The following is a 21070-nucleotide window of genomic DNA, read 5'->3' as shown; positions in this document are numbered from 1 at the left end:
GATCATGAGCGCTGCCTAGCTTCGCGTATGAGTAGAATTGGCAGAAGTAAGCCGATCGTCGCTATAAGACAGCCGAAAACACCAATAGCGGTCATCCAACCAAGTGCAGCGATCGCTGGGACGCTTGTTAGAGCGAGTGCGCCAATTGCAAGAGCTGTTGTGAAAGTTGTCATAGTGATTGCATGACAACTCGCTGCGTAGGTTTCTGCTGCCTCGTGGGGCTTACGGGCACGGCGTACACGATCGATGCTCATAATAAAAATTCCATCATCAACACCAATCCCAATGAGCAGTGGGATAGCCAGTAAGTTAATCATGTTAAAGCCAGTGCCAGTAATGCTCATGGCTAGTAATACAAAGGTCAATCCGAAGCCAACAGGAATCAAGAGCAGTAATAAATCATCGAGACGCCTGAACATAAACAACAAAAAGATTCCAATAGCGATTGCTGCAATGACAATAAGCACGGGCAAATCTCTTCGTACCAGTAGTTCACTTTCATAACCCAAAACAGAAATGCCAGTCAGAGTCGCCTCTGGAATATCTGAAAGAGTATCTTGGATAGTGACAATGACATGATCGCGTGCACGGCGTTGCTTTAAGATCTGGTCAACAAGCACAATCATAAGGCTCTGATATTGTCCGGCGGTTTGTGTCGTCGGTAAAAAACGATTGGCAAGCGCAGGGAATCTATTTAGATCGTTAAGCGTCGGTGCTTCAGAAGGCGTAAGAAGCGTACGTAGATAGTCCGTATATTCACTGAAAGTATCTTGGGTAAAGGGTGATTGATCTACCTGGTACCTAAAGTCCGTAATAATCTGATCTAGATCAAAGGTAAGTGATGATGTGGTACTCAATTCAGTTGTCTGGGGTGGCAAGAGTGAGGCGACGCTCAGGACATTCTGAATGCCCGCAGCTCGTGCCGTTGGCATATCAAGCCTATTTGTAATGGCATGGACGCGTTGCAGTAATGTGGTTTCATTACTGGCTTCTACCTTGATGAGAAGTACACCTGGAGCGGTACCAAAGTGTGTGAGTATTTCATCTTGTAGTTCAAGAGTTGGATTTGGTGATGGGTGCATAGAACGCAAATCAGATTCAAAGAAAATGAGAGCATTAGAATTGCTGATCCAGAGAGCCAGTCCGAGGCACCACACTATTCCAATCACAAAAACCCATGCACGAGGATGCTTCTCGATTGGGCGAGCTATATGCTGGAATCCGATGTGATCATCTATTCGGACCGACCAACGTAGTGGTAGTTTTTCAATAAGTACGAGCAATGCGGGCAAGAGTGTTAATGCAGCGATAAGTGCTGCGATGAGTCCAAGGCCCCCAATAAGTGCAAATTGACGAAGCGCAGCAACACTTGCTTGGCTAATAGCAAGAATGCCAATAATAGAACTTATAGCAGCTACAAAGATAGGCCGTCGTACCGCAGTGCCTGCAAGTGCGGCAGCATACTGTGGTGTTTTAGATACAACGCGAAAACGATCGTAACTTGATAGAAAGTGAATGCAGTAATCAACACCCAGGCCAGTGATGAGTGCTCCGATGACAGCGGTCAGTGGTGTAAGGTTTGGTGCGATTAGCCCATACACACCAAAAGCGATGACGATCGCTCCAGCAACAGGAATAATTGCAACAAGAAAGATGAGAAGGTGTCGGTAGACGAGTAGAAAAAGCAACTGCACAAATAGAACTGAGCAAACAATGCTGATAATGAGATCAGATCGAACCGCATCTTGGCTTGCGGCAGCAATGGCATATCCACCGGTGAGTCCAATAGTGAGTTTGTCAGTATTGGCTGTATGAGCAAGGGAGCGAATCTTAGAGGTAAAATCAGCCGCGAAGGATAAATCATTCGAAGGCTTAGCGCCAGTAATGCGAATAATCAGGTGGCGCCCGTCAGCAGAAATCTGAGCGTTAAGTCCCGGAAAGTTCTGGAATGGAGATTTGCTGGGAGTGGCGTTATCAAACACAAGCGTTCGGAGTTGTAGTGGGTCATTGACTGACTCAGCTAAGAGTTGCTCAGCACCTGGTCCTGGCGCGGCAGCGAGGCGGGCTAAGCGATCGAATTGACGTTTCATCGCTGACGGCGTCAAAAGTGCTTTGAGAACTTCCCGTTCTCCTTGGTCAAGGTACTGATAGGCTGCTGGTGCCATGACCTCTTTGATGTAAGCGTTGGTGTCTTGCTCGTCCTCTTCGGAGGCAATGAATGATGTGACCATGCTCTTGGCAGTAGGATCCTCTTCAATGGCATAGCGCAAGCGATTCGCATATGGCAGAAGTTTTTGATCAACATCATTGCGTATGCTTTGGCTTGAAACTGGGCTTGTATTGTCTGGCAAACTGACTAATAGCGTTAGTTCATCGATACTAGAGAATTCAGTCAGCACACTGCCGAGGGCTTGTGCCGCAGGTGCATGACTCGAAATGAGTTGATCGAGGGTGGCTGATGGGCGCAGGCGAGTGATGCTTACGACGCCTGCTGCTATAACGATGCCCCAAATGAAAGTGATAAGCCATGGGTGCCGGAGTAACCACTTGTCACCTGTGACTTTTCTTTGAGTGGGCTCCATACTCATTGGATTTCAACAGCCTGTCGAGGTGGAGTGAATGCTGCACTAGGAAGGGTCTGATTGAGATGAACATCATGCATTCGTATGTCCACATCTCCTAAAGGAGCGGTGGCAATCAAGCGTAGTGGCCATGGGCGATTATCTATTAAGGTCCAGTCGCTTAGGCTGACAGACTCAATCATGCGGCTGTTTCCGTCAAGGCGATAGAGTCGTCGACATGTCCGGGTGGATTTATCAAACACGAGATAAGTGCCCGCTTTAGCATGCAGTAAGTCTGTGCCCTGTGTTTCTGGGCCAAGTGTGATAGTCCGTGTATCTTGTCTAACAACATAGTGTGATTGATCGAGAAGTTGGTTTAAATTGAGCCAGCTTAAAAGAAAATCAAAGTCTGGAGCTTCTGATTGCTCTTGCTTTTTTAGTTCTGCAGATGCAGCGATCCATCGTTTAGACGGTGTGATGATAAAGTCAAAAGCATTACGTCCAAACTTCCAAGTCTGAATGCGAAAGTGATTGGGTAGCGATGCGACAATCGCGCCTTCAAGGCGAATACGGTCTTTTTTTGAAGAGGAGAGCGTTAATCGGCATGCGGCAGACAAGGTCTCTATTCGATCATAGGAAAGCATCGTTGCTAGAACGGCGTCCTTGCCTTCCCATGGATATTGAGGAAGGGTAGAGCGACAGGCGCTGGCGCTGAGTGCCAAGACCGCACATAACGCGAGTATTGGGTATCGAGCTATTCGCATGGGGCAGGCACCTCAAGGCGCAGGATTTTTCCTGTTGGAGAGCGTGGAAGAGATTCATGAAACTCAAAGACACGTGGAATCTTATGGGGTGCAAGGCGTGTCCGAAGAGCAGTCCTAATTGTTTCTACTGAAATAGAATCTGTTTCAGCATCGAGAACAATCACAGCTCTTAGGCGATAGAGCGTTGAGGTCACAGGTAGTGGTAATACGACAGCCTCTCGAATCCCTTTAAGATTGGTAAGCTCCTGTTCGACTTCCAGTGGATTGACTTTAAGTCCACCCACATCAATCTGAAGTTTTACGCGACCAGTCAAATACAGATAGCCCTCAGCATCAACCGATCCAAGATCGCCAGTGAGGAAAAACCCATCGGTGATATCTTCTTTGTGATGACCTACATAATCGCTCAGCATTGCATCTGATGAGACAGCTATTTGACCAGTTTCTCCAATCTCGAGTGGCTTATTAATGTCTGGTGTTTTTGTATCAAGAATGCGGATCTCCACGCCTGGGACAACCTTGCCGACACTATTAGGGTGAGTAGCAGCTAAGTGTCTTGGGTTGAATGTGATGGTCCCGACTTCACTGGCACCATAGAGATGTTCGATTGGTGATCCAAATCGTTCAGAAAAGGCATTTTGTATCTTCAATGGTAGTGGTGCCCCAGCGGAGAACACATGTCTTAATCGTTCAGTTGTTTTAAAGTCAACGCTTGCCAGAGATTCAAAGATAAAAGGTACGCATGGAAAAATAGTGACGTCTTCTTTTTCGAATTCATGAATGGTTACGTCAAGTGAAAAACCCTGTGCAATGTGAACGCGAGCACCTGAATAAATCGGAGCCAATAAGGCATTCTCAACGCCATATGAGTGGCACATAGGAACAACTGCCAATACGCAGTCTTCTGTTGTGAGTGTAAGTATGTTTGTGAGTGTTCTTGCAACAGCATCTAGAGAAGAGGCCATGCGATGGACAATCTTGGGAAGTCCCGTGGTACCTGAGCTTTGCAAATAGAGTCCGGCAGAATGGGCGCGTTGCGGATCTAAACAATTGGCACTACGAGGTGGATGATCGTCAAGGTCGATGGTGAGACAACGGTCCGAAACAAAGTTTGAAAGTTGCGATGCTGGTGTAATGACCGCTTTTGCATTGGATTGGATATAAGCATCACATACTTCATCAATCGTTAAGTGGGGGTGTAATGGAAAAGCGACTCGGCCAGATGCTAAAATGGCGGCAAAGACAACCAAAAAGTCTATAGAGTTGGGGCTATATAGCGATACGGTGCTGCCAGGCGGAAGCTCGTTATCAAGTTTACAGACCCATCCAGAAACGAGGTCATGAAAGTCGCCGTAGCTTATTGAGCGAAGTGCCGAATGACCATTAAGTTGCTGGGCAAAGATCGTTGCCCGTTGCATATCAGCATGTCGATTTACATGTTCGATTAATTCTTGGGCCATACTGCGCGTTCAGAATATCCAGTGGTTATCAGCTCGCACTAGATTTGCCATTACATGTTGCATTACTAGGTATATTTTTCAGCAGTCCAGCACCCTCAATTTCTACTAGAAGTTCAGGGCGGCACAACGATGTATTTAGAAATTCGCACTCTGTAATATTTGGAAAACTCGCAATCACTGACTCTTTAATTTGCGCGAGATCATTGGCTCGTACGTAATAAACTCGTATTGAATTAAGTGAATTTAGCGCACTTCTTAGCGAACCATTCGAAGGCAATGTAAAAACTGGCAATTGCGACTGTGCTTGGTTCACCAAAGAGGAGAGATTGTCCAGTGTTTCATCAATTTGACGGCAGAGTTGCCCGGGATGTTGCGAATCTTCCCCGACCACACTGGCCGTTCCGCCAACCATGAGCCAAGTATTACTCCTACTATCAAGACTTGGAAAGCTCGCAAGTGTTGCTCTTGCAAAGCTCGGTGAGGCTGGCCCAAATCGTCGTGAATAGTTGTAGGCTGGGATCTGGCGAGGATTTTCAACACCCAATCCAGCATGGTTCTTGAGCGACAGGCAGTGAATAATCAATTCAGATCCACTATGGCCCACGCCAGAAGCGGTTGCCACCAGTTGCTTGAGTGCAACTGGAGAGCCATACCAATCGGCCAATGCTTTGTGTCGGCCCATATTGAATTGCATATAGCGATTCAGTTCCTGCTCAACGACTTCATTAATGTTTGGCACAAAATTCCACATGCGAATCGGATACTTGGCATTGTGTGCCTGCAGTGTTTTGAACAACGTTTCATAGCACTGTATCGCTGCAGCGGTGTATCCGTTTGGTTTGTCGAGAGTGTCAACTTCGGATTTTACAGAAACGAGCGTCGCATCTGGTGCATCAATGACACGAGTGCTTATGGCATCAGATGCTGTTTCATTAATAGAAGTAGCCGTCGTAACCTCTTGGGTATCTGGTGATTTTAGTAGAGCATCAATCCAGTGGGGCAGATCGCTACGTTGACCACTGGCGCGCCAAGCGAGCTGAGCCGAAGTTGACTTCGCCGTTTCAATGAAGTTCATAGCGAGTAAATCATTCCCGAAAATCCACCTTTACCATAGTGTAGCAGAGGAATGCGAATACCAGATGGCAGAATGACTACTGTCATGACTGGTTTGCCCGTGGTTCAACAGTGAGGTGAGCAGAGGCGGCGATGCCTGTGATGTCTGTGCAAAGCACGCTAAAAGCTCCTATTGAGGTTGTGTGGGCTGGTTTGAGGTACGCCCCTAAATCACGGGCAGGTCCCAGGAGATGGGGCATGCGGCCGGTCAAGAGAACCGCAGCCATCGATGCAAGAGGCATGACGCTAAATGTCTCAGCCATATAGCCATAGATGCTGGAGACCTCTGGTTTGCTAATTGATTCACTCTGTATGCAACGCCGAATACCAGCTCGCTCAATACGGTCCAATACAGTGCCATTCGCAGAGGTCATAATATTTGATGTGGTGCCGATGCGATCCAGTACATTGCTGACGGCCTTGGTGAGCCCGCGTCCATCGCCGCGCGTCCCTCTCTCAGTAGCACTACTCAATAGAGTGCCTCGACTATCAACGCCACGGAACTTCGCTGACTCTTCGGTTTCAAGAATGATGGCGACGGCGCCAGGGCCATTTAAGAACCCAGATCCAGTATCAAATGGCAGGCTACCTTCCGCTTCTGATCGTAAGCCAAAGTGTGCATGGCCATTAATGAGCGTGTCGTATGATTCCTCGGCAGCCGCGACAATGACGCGATCCCATCGGCCAGAAGCAATACAAGCAGCGGCAATATGTAATGCTTCTAGTCCATTGGTACGGGCGCCGACAAGTGAAAACGAAGCGCCTTGGAGTCCCAGTAGTAGACTAAGTTGGGCACTGCCTACATTCGGAACACTTTCTGCAAAGAGAAGTGGATTGCCGGCATTAATGCCTTCATCAATAACTTGTTGGTAGAACAGTGCGGAGTACTCTGCAGCACCAAACTGGCTCCCAACAACGACATGCATATCGCTTGCAGAGCCAGGTTCAATTTGAGCATCTTGCATAGCGCTCGTTCCAGCAGCAACAAGTAGCTTAGAAAAAGCACTGAGCCTTCTGGCTTTTCGTGCATTAATCAAATTGGAAATCTGGTCGTCGCTAATCATTTCGAGAGAATCAGCAAGACGAAATCCATTGCGATGTTCTAGCCTGCTTTTGAACGCTTCATTACCAATTGCATCTGGTAAGACAATACCTACGCCAGTAATGCAAACCTTCCGTGGTGCAATCAAAGATGGTTCGCTTAGTTCGACTTCCGTTGGCTTGGTTGTTATTTCTTCAGGCGAGGAGAGGATCAGGCATGCATTGGCTCCACCGAAACCGAGTGATACATTAAGTGTGTGTTGAAGAGGCGTCTGGAGTGGCTGATCAAAGATCATTCGAATTTCAGGAAACTCCAGCATTTCTGGTCGCACATTTTTGGTCGTGGGCACACATTGTTCTTCTATCGCCATGCCGGAAAGAATGAGCTCAATCGCACCAGCAGCGCCGAGTGAGTGTCCTATAAAACTCTTAAAGGAAACCAGTGGTATTTCTTTGAGAGATTCTTCAAAGACGTTGCAGTAAGCCGCTCGCTCTGCCGCATCATTATTTGGAGTCGAGGTAGCATGTGCCGCAATCATGCTGATATCTGTGGGTTTAAGATTTGCTCGACTTAGCGCTTCTTCGATAGCGCGGGATGCACCAGATCCATCTGGTGATGGCTGAGTTAAGTGATGAGCATCAGATGTTTCGCCATGCCCAACAACTTGAGCAAAACCACGCCAGTTCCGGTTGTGGGCATCTTGCATGCGTTCAAGAAGGACGATCCCATATCCCTCAGCGACTTTCATGCCAGTTCGATCTTTTGTCATGGGACGCAATGGCCCTTCAGACACCAATCGTAATGAACGGAAGCCACTGTAGGAAAATTCACTGATAGGGTCGTATCCCCCAGCCAATACCAGATCAAGTTTTCCTGTTTGCAAAAGCGTGATTCCCAAGGCGACGGTAGAAAGACCTGAGGCACAAGCTGAAGAAGTCGTGGTCATGAGTCCATTAATGTCTAGTTCAGCGATTGCGTTAGCCATTGTTGCAGCGGGAAAAGCATTTGCAAAGTTGCCCGGATTACCTGATCTTAAAAATTCACCACCAAAACGCATGCCACCGAGAGTGGTGCCCAGAATAATGCCGCATCTAGCAGGTGCGTATGGAATTGAATCAATGAAGCCTGCATCAGCAATTGCATCAAGTATGGCCCGTCGCATGTACTTTTCTGTTCGGTCCGGTCCGGTCATCATCTCATCAGAAATGTCATGGGCCTGACCACCGTCATCACCGGTGTCTAATGGGCTCTCGATTGCTGGCATTGGACCAATGCCGCTGGTACCTGCAAGAATCGCTTGCCATGTCTCTCTGCGGTTGCGACCTAAAGATGTGATCGCAGCAGCACCAGAGATAAGTATCTTTGGCTTGCCTCTCACAATTGCTCCTCTTCAATATCGGTATCTGACCAGATTGGATCAACCACAATCCATTGTCCCGGATTGTCGCCGATCACGCGTTCAAGAGAAGATTTTAGTGTGGTCATGGCTGGATGATCAGCCAGGGGGCCCTGAAAATTTGCATCAACCTCAATTGCTGGTTCGACAGCTAGTTTTAGGCGTCCATCAGGCAGCCGAGTCGAATAGACCGGAATGATTGGTGCTCCAGTTACCATCGCAAGGCGAATAGGGCCTGAAGGAAGTGATGCCAGGCCATCAAAAAAAGGCATCTCGACACCTGTCTGCCCAGGTATAACCCGATCGCCTTGCATGACCACAACCTCATCACGATTAAGCGCATCGCGGAGTTTGATCCATGTTCCAAGGCCGTCGTTCACAGGTACCTCTCGTGCGCGAAGCTGTGATCTTGCGAGCGAACGTAGTTCATTGAAGCCGCCTCCACCATCTCGGGCAAAGAGAACGTGAATTTCGTTTTCAAAGTTCTGTAAAATAGCGAGTGAACATTCGAATGAACCAATGTGTGCCGTTACCAAAATGGCGCCCCGCTGGCTTTTTCGTACTTCTATGAACTGATCAAGACCATCTAAGACCTTAACCCGCATCGCCATTGCCTCGGGAGTGAGCCTAGATGCTTCGCCCACTTCGCATATAAACAAATAGAAGTTTGAAAGAACTTCTTTTGCGAGCGCCTTTCTCTCACGAGTAGTTGAGTCTGGGCCAAGTAGATGAGCTGCATTCAAAATAATAGCTCGCCGCCAGTTGGAAGCAATGTGCCAAAGCAACCAGGTAATGATTGGGCATAAGCATCGCATGAACCCTGGCACACGTCGCACGCAACTCACAAAAATTTTATCAATAAAGATACGTTCAACAAAAGATAGTTTGTTACTGGTCTGATTGCTGCCGGTATCTACATGTTCTGACTGAGGAACTGATGAAGCAGTGTCACTCATCAGACTGCTCCACGACGGGTTCTGGTGAAGTCCGAATGATTTCAGTGCCAATAGGCACGTTGAGTTCTAAGGCTTCGCTGGTAACCGGTGTTTTTGTATCTAGTTCCTGAAAAGTAAGGAGTGTGTGGCTGCCTTCTTCTTCTGTAATCTCAACTTTCCAGATCAGGCCAGTTGTTGAATCAACAAGTAGTCTCAATTGTTGGAGGTGTTGTCGAGTCGCCTCATCTTTAGGAACCAATCTAAGTCCCAGTCCAGATCCTCGTTCATCAGTGAGTGGAGTGGGATCTTTCTCAATCGAATAATGTTGAGCAAGTTCAAGGAAGCTCGGCAGTGGAAAACCGGCGAGTCGACCTAGTTCATGATTAAGTGGATGAATTTCCAAGAGAGCATCTTCAGCATAATAAAACAAAATCTCATTGTGTCCTGGTCGTTGGTCAATCACCATGACTGAAGCATAAGGTTCAGTCGTGTTCCAGCGCATTTGAGGTCCTTGCGCGAGAAGGATTCCACTTGATCGCATAGGATTTCGTAAGAGTGGTGTTTTTTTGTCTTGGATAAATGATGCGCGAAAATGCTTAATGGCTGCCAAACGTTTGTCGAAGTTTGCAAGGGACTCAGCTAAGTCAGCGTCAAGCTCTTTAAAGGCCGTGTTATTCTGAAGAGTCGTAGTCGACTGACTGGTTGAAATAGCTTCTTGGCCATTATTGGTTGCTGGCCATGTCAGTAAAACAGCTATAAAAAGCGAGTACCAGAAAAGTCGTTTACGTAAAATCAAGTATGAGCCCTAGTTGATGAAAGGCTCAGTGTCAGTGAACCTCTTGCAACCGAGTCATCGCCAAGCTTGGCTTGCACATTGAAGAGCCAGAGTAATCCAAGCGTCCTCTCAAGCTTTGCTTCGAGTGTCAGAGATAAGGGGGGTGAAACTGATTTTTCAAATCGCATTTCAATTTGAGCCAACTTAAAAGGTCTTGGTGTTTGTTCGGTGATATCGTTCTTGTCTGTATCAATGATCACAGCTGACTGTGGGATAAAACCAGCGAGCTGCGCAAGCGATTCAGTAATAAGTACACCGGGTAGGAGTGGCTGATTTGGAAAGTGACCTTCGAAGAAATCTTCAGTGCCATCTAGGACCCATTGCCCAAGCGCATATTCATCCGTTATGGTCAAGACTTCTGTCAAGAACCGGAATGGTGGTCGGTGAGGCAGATAGTCAAGAATGTTCCGTTTAAGGTGCAACGCTTTGGATTTAGGGTGCTTGTTCAATGATGTAGTCAGCAAGGGTCGATACAGATGAAAACGCTTCGTGGCTAACAGCCTCATTGGGGATCTTAAAATTAAATGCTTTCTCGATATTCGTAACGAGTAAGAGCAGGTCTAAAGAGTCAAGATCAAACTCGCCACCGGCTAATGGCATATCGTTAGGAATTTCAACATCCCCAATCTTAAGATCCCGACGCAGAATCGTTTCAATTTCGCTGATAACAGCCTCGCGATCCAAATCATGCCCCTTTTGCAGTTATTGTACTTGGTTCACTTGGTGTACCCCGCCAATGATATCACGGAAAGCGGGGTTTTTGACAGTAGCATTGGCAGTCAAGTCGGATTTAGCCAGCTTCCCAACGGCGGCGAGCGAGCTGTCTAGCGATGCCGAGGCAGATCATCGTCGAACAAAGCAGTATTACGACGATATCCCACAGGCTAAGCAACATTGTTCCGAGACTATCGCCGGGAAGGGCGTACCAGAAGACAGCTTGATAGCCCATCAGCGACCAGGTGTTGAATGTGAAATAGCCTAGGTTCTGCATGATTTCAGGCATGAAGAATCGCGGGATCATGCTTCCACCGACAGCGCTCATGACCAGGATAATGATCATTGAAAAACCAGATAACTGGTGTCGGGATCGAGCAGCAGTAGCAAGAAGTACTCCAAAAGCACCAGCGGCCAATGAACTCAACAGAGTCATGATAATAAAGCCAATAAAGTTATTAAGAGTCCATAGCTGCAAGCCAAAAACAAGCCATCCCCAAAAGAACATGATGCAAAGCTGCAAAGCACCAAAGGAAGAGATAAAGAGCCACTTGGAAATAATGATCTGTGTCATGCCAACATCAGTGCATAGAAGCCGGTCGAGCAGCCCAATTTCTTCTTCTTCCAGTAACGTTCCCGCTAATCCTGCTGTCGAAAAAAGCAGAAAAATAGCGCCGATTCCAGCAGCAAAGTATGCGACGAGTGGCCTATTTGTTGAAGCCTCATCGTTTTCGTCATAGACCTTGTTAATGACAACAGGAATCAAGTTTGAACCGGCAAGTTCTGCTTGGTCATATTCTCTGGTTTTGTTCTCAGTAGCTGAATGATCAGTATTCGTAGATTCATGGACAGCAAAGGCCCTTTGTAGGACCAGCTCGGGAAGCGACTGAAGAATTGTCTCTCTTACATGGCTACTCACGATCTCGGCAGCAAGTGGATTTGCGGGATCAACCAGGATTTCCAAAGGTGCGACATCTGGTGACCAAGTCTCACTGCCAAAGCCTGCGGGAATCACAAGTGCAAGTGGTTGATGTCCTTGCCGAACGGCCTTCCAGGCAGCGATGCGGGTAATCTGTTCTTCGTTGCGATTGTCTTGATGGGTTTGTAACTCAAATGGGCCGACTTTTGATAATTCATTAAGAAATCGCTCGCTCTGTTCGCTTTGATCTTCATCAACGACCAACATAACGAGATGGCCTGGCGTTCCCTGTCCAAACGATCCAAATGCCATGGAGAAGATTGTGAAAAAGAGAATAGGCAGAAGGAATGTAATGATCATGGTGACAGGATCCCGCCAGATGCGCGCCCAGGATATTTTGAACTGTGCATAGATCATTCGCGAAGGTCCCTGCCAGTCAAAGATAGAAAAACATCGCGTAATGTCGGCGTATGGATTCGAATTTCCAGAACCTCGCAGCCAGCATTCTTAAGATCAGAAAGTAGAGAGGGAAGCTGATCTGCGATGTCTACCATAGCGCATCGAATCCGATCTCTTTCAGGAGTTATCCCTTCAATATTGAGTGAGGTCTTAATTTCTTGTTTGAGTAAAATTTCAACACGGTGATCTTTTCCGACGGTTTGTGAGATGAGCTCATCAAGTGTGCCATTTGCAATTTCGCGACCATGATCTAAGACAATCACTCGGTCAGCCATTTGCTGGGCTTCGTCAAGCTGATGTGTTGTGAGCAGAATAGAAGTGCCATTGCAACGAAGCGAGTCGAGCATTTCCCAAATACGCTCGCGACTTTGTGGGTCAACGCCAACCATTGGCTCGTCAAGAAGAAGAAGTTCGGGTTTATGAAGGACGCCGCAGGCAAGATTGAGGCGTCTTTTCATGCCACCAGAATAGTCGTTAGCAAGGTCATCTTTTCGTTCATGAAGGCCTGTCCATTGAAGTGCCCATTCGACGCGCTCATTAATATCAGTCTGGTTAACATTATGAAACACGGCAAAAGCTTGCAGATTCTCAATGGCTGTTAGATGAAAGTAAATGGCTAGATTCTGGGGTACGACACCAACCCGTTTATGAACAACATTATTAAAAGATTGTGTTGGTCCAACCTCTTGTCCGAATAGTTTTAAGTGCCCGGCGTCAAGTCCAATCCGGCCGGCAATGGATCGAATAAGTGTGGTCTTGCCAGCACCGTTTGGACCAACAAGGGCAAGCCAGTGGCCTTGTTGTAAAGTGAGGCTCGCACCACACAGTGCTTTCGTCCCATTGAATTGCTTATGCGCGTTGCGAAGTTCGAGAACGTTCTGCATTCGTGGATCCCGATCATGGCTGATCGAAGTGGTAGAAGAAAGATGCTTCATAGTGACCACAGCATATTACTCGCCTACGACAACTACGTTAAAGAAGTGGGCCTTTGAGGGCTGACTCAGGCTTGTAAGTGGGCTGAATAAACGATCAGAGCCTATACTTTGAGGTCAGCGAAGGATAGGTGGTGATTATGGTAGAGCCTCAAAAATCAATTCTAGAACAATGTGAGAAATCATCCTGGTGGGAGACGTTTTTTGATGAGGTATACGGCCAGGGCGTGCTAGAGCGTATTGATACAAGCAAAACGAAGGCCCAAGTCGAATTTATTTGCAGAGAACTCAATCTAAAGCCAGGAGATTATCTGTTTGATCAATGTTGTGGCAGGGGCCGAGTGAGCATTCCGATGGCATCCCAAGGCTACCATGTCATTGGGGTCGATTGTATTCAAAGTTATGTAGATCATGCATCACAGAAAGCCGAGGAATCAAATCTCGAGTGTCTTTTCGTCTGTGATGATGCGCGTCATTTTGTATCGCCTCAGCCTTGTGATGCTGCTATCAATTGGTTCACAAGTTTTGGTTATAGCTCTCACTCTCAAGATAATACTGAGCTCATAAGACGAGCTTATGATTCGCTTAAGCCAGGCGGAATGTTTGCATTAGATTACGTGAACATGGCATATGCGCTCCATAATTTTAAAGATCGTAGTGTCCACAAAATTGAACCAGAGTGCGCTGATTCGCTTGTTGTTATCGAAGAAAGCGCCATCGATTGTGTCGCGGGCATGATTAAAAGCGATTGGACATTTGTTCTTGGCGATGGACAGGAAATTTGCCGGCCAATGGAAGTCAAAATGTATATGCCACATGAAGTCTATTCACTGCTTCAGCAATGTGGTTTTGAAGATCTTCGCTTATTTGGAAACGTCTCAGGAGATCCGATTACACTCACCACTCCACGCTGTATATGCGTTGGTCGTAAGCCATTGTAAAGATAGGAGAAAGAGTCAATGCTCCGGACATTTCGAGCACCAGGTCGGGTCAATCTCATTGGCGATCACGTTGACTATGTGGGTGGGATGGTTTGTCCTGCAAGCATTGATTTAGAGTGTCGCGTCCGTGTGCTGACAACAGAGGGCGATCAGTTGCGTGTCCGGTCTGCTGATCTTGATGAAGAAGGTGTTTGGGATGTGCATTCAATTCATAAACAAGAACCGACCGGCACATGGATGGACTATGTGGTTGGTATTGCAAGAGAGTTAGATCATCGTGGCATTGCTCTGTTTCCAGCTCATATGGAAATTACGAGCACTGTTCCTATTGGAGCAGGCTTAAGCTCATCAGCATCTCTTGAAATTTCTATTGCATTAGCACTTTGTGATATTGCTGGAGAGATAATTCCACGTCCCGAGTTGGTTGAAATATGTGTTGCAGCTGAGAGAAATTTTGTTGGTGTTCAGTGTGGCATTATGGATCAGTTTGTTTCTGTTTATGGTGCAGAAGGGTGTGCACTACTATTAGATTGTCACACGAAGAAGCACCAGCTTATTGAGCTGCCGTCGACTATGCAGGTTGTCGTAGTTGATTCAATGATTCGACACTCTCTTGGAAGCAGCGCTTATAACGAGAGACGTGAGCAGTGTGCGAAAGCCGAAGCATTGATAGGGAAGCCACTGCGTGAACTCGCGAGGACTGATATAAGCGGCTGTATAGAAGTATTGCCTAAGCCTTTAAAGCAACGCGCACGGCACGTTGTGACAGAGAATGAACGTGTGCGGCACTTTGCTGAGGCCTGTTGGCATCATGATTTTAAAAAAATGGGCGTGTGCATGAAAGAGTCTCATGAAAGTCTGCGTGATAATTATGAAGTCAGCTGTCAAGAGTTAGACTTTCTAGTTGATTTAGCTCAGCAGCAGCACGCAACGATTGGTGCTCGGATGACAGGCGGAGGTTTTGGTGGATGCACAGTGAATCTCATTGAGCCTGGTCATTTAGAATCTTGGTCAGCGACCATAAAGAAAGTCTACGCAGATCAATTTTCGATTACTCCTAAAGTCCATGTTGTAACGCCAAGCAAGGGCGCAGGTTTATGTGTTCAAGGGGCCTGATCTCTGCTGAGAAAAGTTGGGCCCAATGTGGGAGCCTAATGAACCACCGCGGAATTGTTGACAATGTGTTGCGAGACGACAAAAGATCTTCGAGTAGAAAACCCGTCAACAAAGCCATATATGCGGTGGGTCATCAACGGCCAGTTTGTATACTCAAACAAACGCTGTTGAGCTGCAGGCATACATACAGAAGGGCACACGCTGGCGTTTTGGCTCCCACAAATAGGACTCCAAAGTAAGTTGTCACTTACAGGCAACCTTGTTGCGGACGACTGCAGTAACAATAACGCGAGAAGGCCTCTCCTTAGAGGCAATATTTTTCTGTTGTATTTGGGATTTGGATTTAGGCTCTACTCGGCCCACTGCGATCGTCAATAAACACATTTATATCTGAGTAATCGTTTTCTTGATCTCGTTCCAGGTGGTGCGGCGAAGGTTTATTATGATTGACGCTGGCGGCAAAACTTCGCTCAAGCTTGCCAAGAATCTTCGATCCTACGCTTGCTGTGGCAATAGTCAGTAAGCCAATAAATATTAGGCCAAGAGATCCTGGTGGAAAAATGAACATGAGAGCAAAGGCTGCACAAAACTCAAATATCACCAGGGCCGCCATCAAATATGGGAAGGTGGCATCAATGAAACGAACTATACGGTAGAGCAACACGGTAGAATTAGGATAGCACGGTCGGTGTGCGAAGTCCCGAATTTGATTATTGCAAATCAGTAAAGAGTGCCAGACAATAGACATGAGGAGAGAAATGTGACTGATTATCTCAGACTGCCCCCAGGTCCAGACCCACCATCAATAGTAAATGCTGTGATTGAGATTCCCAAAGGGTCTTCTAGCAAGTTTGAGTATGAAAAGAATCTTAATGTATTTAAGCTCGATAGGGCTCTTTATAGTCCGGTGCATTATCCAGGGGCATATGGTTTTATTCCCCAAACGCATGCTGAAGACGGTGACCCACTGGATGTCATTGTGATGACCGATGGTCCAACCTTTACTGGTTGTCTCATTGAAGTGCGTCCGCTCGGTGTTTTGGAAATGCGAGATGACAAGGGGCTAGATCATAAGATTCTTGGTGTACCAGTCAGTGATCCATTGGCTCGTGACCTGCATGGGCTGCAGCATCTCTCCAGCCATCTTCTGCGTGAGGTCGATTACTTCTTTGGGATCTACAAAGAGCTCGAAGGCAAAAAATCAGATACCTATGGATGGCAAGATCGTGTTGCTGCTTTTGCGATCATTGAAGACTGCCTCAAGCGATTCCAGAAGCTTGAAGCCGATCAACTTAATATGTAGCTCGGCTTTAAAGATGGCATGGAAACGATAGTCACAACACGCATTTTAAAAGTGTGTCGTATCGACAAAAAAATGTCACATTACTCAGTTGGTTTACTGGGTGCCGTATATGGTTCTATGCCGTTTGGTTGTACAACTGTGCAAACCCCATCTTTTTCTACATTGAAATAGCACTGCACTAGACCAGAAGTACGAGGGTGAACGGAGTATCCAGGATCAAGAGCGGGATTAATTTTTAAAGCAGTTGGAGAGCGTATCCAGAAACTGAGATAGACGACCATTCCTGGCTTACTGTGTTCACCTCTGATTGTTTCTTTGACTTCAATCTCGGCGATGTAGGCAACCGTCGTCCCTCCATCTTCTGCAAAAGGTCGTAGGTAGATGCCGCGAACATCTCCAATAATCTGTTGAGAAGATTTTTCTACTAGTTCAGCGGTTGGTATTGGCTCAATGCCAGCGCCTGGTTGCCAAATATTTTGAGCATTGGCACTTACTATTAAGCAGCAAGCAATTATGAGGCCAGTGGCACAGGCGAGAAACGACCAGTTTTTCATCTTAGAGAACTCCTATTCTGCCAATCTTGATGAATCACATCACTTTGAGTCTGAGATTTTAGGCACAATTACTGATCATTGCTGCCTTAGAGCGCAGGTCTCCTGAGCCCCGATTTACCACTCTTGGAGCTCAGACCGCGATTCATACTTTGAAACGGCCTATTTCCTTGCTGGATCTAAGCAAAAACGATCTCTTGGAATTGATAAAAAGCACAAACTACCTTTGCAAAGTGGAAACATAACTTTCACGAGCTGTTTGTTAATGGGGGCTACACTCCGGACCATTGAGTTTAGAAATATATAAAACTAAGTCAGAGTATTAGGAGAATCCATATGAAGAGGTCAATCGTAATAGGCGCAGTCTTTCTTTTGGGAAGTGCGGCTATGGGTGATTCACAGAGTCAAGCAACGCCTGGCGAAGTTCAAGAACTTCGACGGATGGTCGAACAACTAAAGGGTGAAGTCGATCAGGTTCGTGCAGAGCAGGCAACAGACTGGTTAACTGAAAAACGAGCTGACGAAGTGCGAGGTTTGATTCAGGACGTGCTTGCAGACGCTGATACTCGATCAAGCTTGCTGCAAGATGGTACCTCTGCTGGTTACAACAAAGGATTCTTTATCACGAACGCAGATGGTTCGTACACGATGAAGATCAATGCACAGTTCCAATTGCGATGGGAATATAACACCGCTCCAGGCAGCAACCCAGAAGATGACTATGGCTTTGAACTACGACGCCTAAAGTTAAAGTTTGGTGGTAATGTCATAGATAAGACCTGGAAATACAAGTTTGTTATTGCAAGCAGTCGAAACAATGCGACTGGCGGTACAGCAAATCTGTTTATTGAAGATGCTTATGTTTCAAAGAGTCTGGGTAATGGCCTGAGTGTCAAGTTTGGCCAGTACAAAGTTCCTTATCTTCGTGAAGAGCTTGTGTCTTCAAGTAAGCAGTTAACGGTTGATCGTTCGATTATCAACACACGCTTCACCTGGGGGCGTAGTCAGGGTATTGGCCTTGGTTATGCAAGCGACAACCTGACTTTTGATTTTATGTACAACGACGGACCAAAGCACATCAATCTTCAGAGTCTTGATGGTTCTTCTAACAACGGTCTTGCAGCTCGCGCTCAGATGTTGCTTGCGGGTGATTTTAAGCAGTTTAAAAGCATGAGCGGAATGCCCGGTGGCGAGTTTGGTGCAATGATTGGTGCTGCATTCGCTTGGACCAATGCTGCCTCAAAAGATGCCGTTTTGAGCTATCCGCGCAAAGATGCAAACGACCAAAACTACGGCTTTACTGTTGATGCAAGCTTACAAGGTGGTGGCTGGAACGCGATGGCCTACTTCGTATGGAATAATGGTAAGGCAAAGAGTAGTGGCGATTGGAATTCATCATGGGGCCTCGTTGCCCAAGGTGGAATTTTCTTGGCTGACCCAGTTGAGATCTTTGCTCGCTACGCCCTTGGTCATATTGAAGACAATAGTCCCGAAGATACAAACTGGCTGACGGTTGGCGTCAACTACTATCCAGTAAAAGATTCGACGAATGTTAAGGTGACAACCGACTTTGGCTGGGCATTTGATGGTGTTGATTCAACATATACAAGCTCCGGCACAGGTGTGCGTAGTTCAGATGATTCTGGCGAATGGCTACTTCGTAGCCAGCTTCAACTCCTTTTCTGATCGATAAATAAGTAATTCGTTCTGACAGCACGGCTAGTAATAAGCCGTGCTGTTCTTTTTTGTGCCAATAAGCTATAAGATTAAAGCGACGGCCGATGTTTTAAGACCAAAAATCCGCGAGATAAAGACTCTCTGAGAGGTTTTTTGTATTGCTGGGCATGAGCTCATTACGAACAGTTAATGAGATTCAAGTAATCTGTCGCGAGGTCAAAAACGCATCCTGTTGCGATACGAAGAATACTGAGTTCTTAGATTTGGAGATGCCCAAATGAGGCTTGCACTGGCAATAAGCGTGATTGTTTTCTTAACGGGCATGGCCATAGGTGATCCTGAAGAAGTTGCGATACTTGATGAAGTCCAAGAACTTCGACAGGCAGTTCAGCAGCTAAAGGCAGAGGTGGATCAAGTTCATGCTCAGTATTCAGAGAATTGGTTGACACAGCGGCGATCCGAAGAAGTGCGTGCGTTAGTACAGGATGTATTGGCTGATTCTGATACACGAGCAAGCTTGCTACAGGATGGTATACAAGCAGGATACAAAGATGGCTTCTTTATCAGCAGCGCAGATGGTTCCTACTCCCTGAGAATAAATGGATTGTTTCAGATGCGATGGCTCTACAACAATTCTCCGGGGAACAACCCTAAAGTCGACTATGGATTTGAGATTCGTCGCTTGCGTATTGAATTTTCTGGACACGTCGTTGACGAGACGTGGAAGTACAAATTTGTTTTGGCGAGCAATCGAAATTCTGTGACAAATAGCAACGCGAATATATTTGCCGAGGATGCTTATCTTTCAAAAAGTCTCGGTAATGGACTAACGGTGAAGTTTGGCCAGTACAAAGTTCCATATCTTCGCGAACAGATTGCTTCGGCCAGTCGACTTTTGGCGGTTGATCGCACGATTATCAATGCTCGATATACATGGGCTCGGAGTCAGGGCATCGGTCTCAACTATGCTAGCGATCAATTTACAGTTGACTTTATGTATAACGATGGCCCAAAGCATATCAATCTGCAAGCTCTAGAGAATGATGCCAACAATGGTTTGGCTGTTCGTGGGCAGGCTCTTCTTGCAGGCACGTTCCGTCAGTTCAGCGGCATGAGTGGTATGCCAGGCGGTGAATTTGGCGTCCTACTTGGTGGTGCGTTTGCATGGACAAATGCGGGCTATAAAAACGCGATTCTGAGCTATCCTCGTGAGGACAAGAACCAACAAAACTATGGTTTTACAGTTGATGCAAGTCTGCAAGGTAATGGTTGGAACGCCATGACTTACTTTGTATGGAACAATGGGCAGAGAGAATCAAATGAGTGGGAGCAATCGTGGGGTTTCGTTGCACAAGGGGGGATGTTTATTGCTGATCCACTTGAGTTGTTTGCCCAATATTCACTAGGCCACATTGACGATGCAAATACAAAAAACACCAGTTGGTTGACAGTGGGTTTTAATTATTATCCAGTTCAAGGCACAACCGAAATAAAATTCTCGACCGATTTTGGTTGGGGATTTGATCCCATCGAAGCGACATACTCAAGTACTGGTACGGGTGTGCGTGAATCTGAGAATGATGGTGAATGGTTGTTCCGAACTCAGATGCAATTGACATTTTAAGAACTGGGCATCGAGTGATCCTATGGATCACAGACCAAGACACGGCTTGCCACTGTCAGGGCTAATGTGACCTTAGCCTCATCTCCATCAGCATCAGTCTTGAGGGTCATTGCTTCACTCGTGGAATCACTATCTAAGATCGTGACTAAGTTACCGGGTCGAAGCTTGTGGTTTGCCAGGAATTGTAGGAACTCCGGGCGCTGATCGGCAATGCGGGCGATTCGATACTGATCGCCAACGATGCAATCCGCGAGTCGCTGATGTGATTGTCGGCTGATCTCGCCCCCATCACCAGGTATGGGATCGCCATGAGGGTCGACCGTAGGGTGGCCAAGCAACGCATCGATGGCTGTTAGAAGTCGCGGTGAGACGGCATGCTCGAGGCGTTCAGCCTCCTCATGCACCTCGGCCCAGTCGAGCTTCAGGATCTCAACGAGAAATGATTCAATGAGTCGGTGACGTCGCAGTACGTCGAGTGCTGTTTGTTGGCCTGCCTGCGTTAGTTTGACGCCGCTGTAGGGCTCGTATGCCACCAGCTCAGCGGCCGCCAGGCGTTTGACCATCGCTGTTGCAGTGCCAGGGGTCACCTTCAGAGCATGGGCAAGATGGCCCATGGGTAAGAGCTCATCGCTTGATTCCAGGTAAATCTGCTTGAGATAATCCTCAACAGTAGCGCTTGGCATTGGCCTTGGGGCCTCCTAATAGAGCGTATTGGGGTTACAACCCAT

Annotated in this window: 18 protein-coding genes; 5 read left to right on the top strand and 13 right to left on the bottom strand. The window is 46.9% G+C overall.

Features of this window, described 5'->3' with window-relative positions:
- Nucleotides 1-2: 2 nt before the first annotated feature.
- The 11 genes from P8J86_03250 to P8J86_03200 all read right to left on the bottom strand — a co-directional run bounded on the left by P8J86_03250 (nucleotide 3) and on the right by P8J86_03200 (nucleotide 13082).
- Complete coding sequence (locus P8J86_03250) at nucleotides 3-2588, bottom strand: MMPL family transporter (GenBank protein ID MDG2053703.1); 2586 nt, start codon at nucleotides 2586-2588, stop codon at nucleotides 3-5.
- Complete coding sequence (locus tag P8J86_03245; GenBank protein MDG2053702.1) at nucleotides 2585-3325, bottom strand: hypothetical protein; 741 nt, start codon at nucleotides 3323-3325, stop codon at nucleotides 2585-2587. Before P8J86_03245 ends, P8J86_03250 begins: the two co-directional genes overlap by 4 nt.
- Nucleotides 3316-4785, bottom strand: a complete 1470-nt coding sequence (locus tag P8J86_03240) for a class I adenylate-forming enzyme family protein (GenBank protein ID MDG2053701.1) — start codon at nucleotides 4783-4785, stop codon at nucleotides 3316-3318. Before P8J86_03240 ends, P8J86_03245 begins: the two co-directional genes overlap by 10 nt.
- Nucleotides 4786-4813: 28 nt before the next feature.
- Complete coding sequence (locus P8J86_03235; GenBank protein ID MDG2053700.1) at nucleotides 4814-5860, bottom strand: hypothetical protein; 1047 nt, start codon at nucleotides 5858-5860, stop codon at nucleotides 4814-4816.
- A gap of 82 nt (nucleotides 5861-5942) precedes the next feature.
- A complete protein-coding gene (locus P8J86_03230; GenBank protein ID MDG2053699.1) occupies nucleotides 5943-8318 on the bottom strand; it encodes a beta-ketoacyl-[acyl-carrier-protein] synthase family protein in 2376 nt (791 codons plus the stop codon).
- On the bottom strand, nucleotides 8315-9292 hold the full coding sequence (locus P8J86_03225; GenBank protein ID MDG2053698.1) for a lysophospholipid acyltransferase family protein: 978 nt from the start codon (nucleotides 9290-9292) through the stop codon (nucleotides 8315-8317). The genes P8J86_03230 and P8J86_03225 overlap by 4 nt, the downstream gene beginning before the upstream one ends.
- Entirely contained in the window at nucleotides 9285-10067 is a 783-nt protein-coding gene (locus tag P8J86_03220) for an outer membrane lipoprotein carrier protein LolA (GenBank protein ID MDG2053697.1), read from the bottom strand. Before P8J86_03220 ends, P8J86_03225 begins: the two co-directional genes overlap by 8 nt.
- Nucleotides 10064-10612 carry a hypothetical protein gene (locus P8J86_03215; protein MDG2053696.1) on the bottom strand — a complete coding sequence of 183 codons (549 nt, stop codon included), beginning with the start codon at nucleotides 10610-10612 and terminating at the stop codon, nucleotides 10064-10066. The genes P8J86_03220 and P8J86_03215 overlap by 4 nt, the downstream gene beginning before the upstream one ends.
- Nucleotides 10539-10790 carry a phosphopantetheine-binding protein gene (locus tag P8J86_03210; protein ID MDG2053695.1) on the bottom strand — a complete coding sequence of 84 codons (252 nt, stop codon included), beginning with the start codon at nucleotides 10788-10790 and terminating at the stop codon, nucleotides 10539-10541. Before P8J86_03210 ends, P8J86_03215 begins: the two co-directional genes overlap by 74 nt.
- 106 nt (nucleotides 10791-10896) lie before the next feature.
- Nucleotides 10897-12156: an ABC transporter permease gene (locus P8J86_03205; protein ID MDG2053694.1), complete on the bottom strand. Its 1260-nt coding sequence runs from the start codon at nucleotides 12154-12156 to the stop codon at nucleotides 10897-10899.
- Nucleotides 12153-13082, bottom strand: coding sequence for an ABC transporter ATP-binding protein (locus P8J86_03200; GenBank protein MDG2053693.1), 930 nt, complete (start codon nucleotides 13080-13082; stop codon nucleotides 12153-12155). Before P8J86_03200 ends, P8J86_03205 begins: the two co-directional genes overlap by 4 nt.
- 188 nt (nucleotides 13083-13270) lie before the next feature.
- Here P8J86_03200 and P8J86_03195 point away from each other — a divergent pair, with 188 nt between their 5' ends.
- From P8J86_03195 to P8J86_03185, 3 genes are all read left to right on the top strand, one after another.
- Complete coding sequence (locus tag P8J86_03195) at nucleotides 13271-14071, top strand: class I SAM-dependent methyltransferase (GenBank protein ID MDG2053692.1); 801 nt, start codon at nucleotides 13271-13273, stop codon at nucleotides 14069-14071.
- Nucleotides 14072-14089: 18 nt separating this feature from the next.
- Nucleotides 14090-15187, top strand: coding sequence for a galactokinase (galK, locus tag P8J86_03190; GenBank protein MDG2053691.1), 1098 nt, complete (start codon nucleotides 14090-14092; stop codon nucleotides 15185-15187).
- Nucleotides 15188-15947: 760 nt separating this feature from the next.
- The gene (locus P8J86_03185) at nucleotides 15948-16490 is read left to right on the top strand and encodes an inorganic diphosphatase (GenBank protein ID MDG2053690.1); all 543 of its coding nucleotides are present in this window, start codon (nucleotides 15948-15950) and stop codon (nucleotides 16488-16490) included.
- An 80-nt stretch (nucleotides 16491-16570) separates the two neighbouring features.
- On the opposite strand, the gene P8J86_03180 is transcribed toward P8J86_03185, so the two are convergent.
- Nucleotides 16571-17044 carry a hypothetical protein gene (locus P8J86_03180; GenBank protein MDG2053689.1) on the bottom strand — a complete coding sequence of 158 codons (474 nt, stop codon included), beginning with the start codon at nucleotides 17042-17044 and terminating at the stop codon, nucleotides 16571-16573.
- Nucleotides 17045-17377: 333 nt separating this feature from the next.
- On the opposite strand from P8J86_03180, the gene P8J86_03175 reads away from it, so the two are divergent.
- A complete protein-coding gene (locus tag P8J86_03175; GenBank protein ID MDG2053688.1) occupies nucleotides 17378-18727 on the top strand; it encodes a porin in 1350 nt (449 codons plus the stop codon).
- A 268-nt stretch (nucleotides 18728-18995) separates the two neighbouring features.
- On the top strand, nucleotides 18996-20342 hold the full coding sequence (locus tag P8J86_03170; GenBank protein ID MDG2053687.1) for a porin: 1347 nt from the start codon (nucleotides 18996-18998) through the stop codon (nucleotides 20340-20342).
- A gap of 20 nt (nucleotides 20343-20362) precedes the next feature.
- On the opposite strand, the gene P8J86_03165 is transcribed toward P8J86_03170, so the two are convergent.
- Nucleotides 20363-21025: a metal-dependent transcriptional regulator gene (locus P8J86_03165; GenBank protein MDG2053686.1), complete on the bottom strand. Its 663-nt coding sequence runs from the start codon at nucleotides 21023-21025 to the stop codon at nucleotides 20363-20365.
- Nucleotides 21026-21070: the final 45 nt, after the last annotated feature.

The organism is Phycisphaerales bacterium, assembly GCA_029268515.1.
Taxonomy (GTDB): Bacteria; Planctomycetota; Phycisphaerae; order Phycisphaerales; family SM1A02; genus JAQWNP01.
The sequence above is the reverse complement of the archived record's forward strand: the minus strand, read 5'-3'. Positions and strand labels throughout refer to the sequence as shown.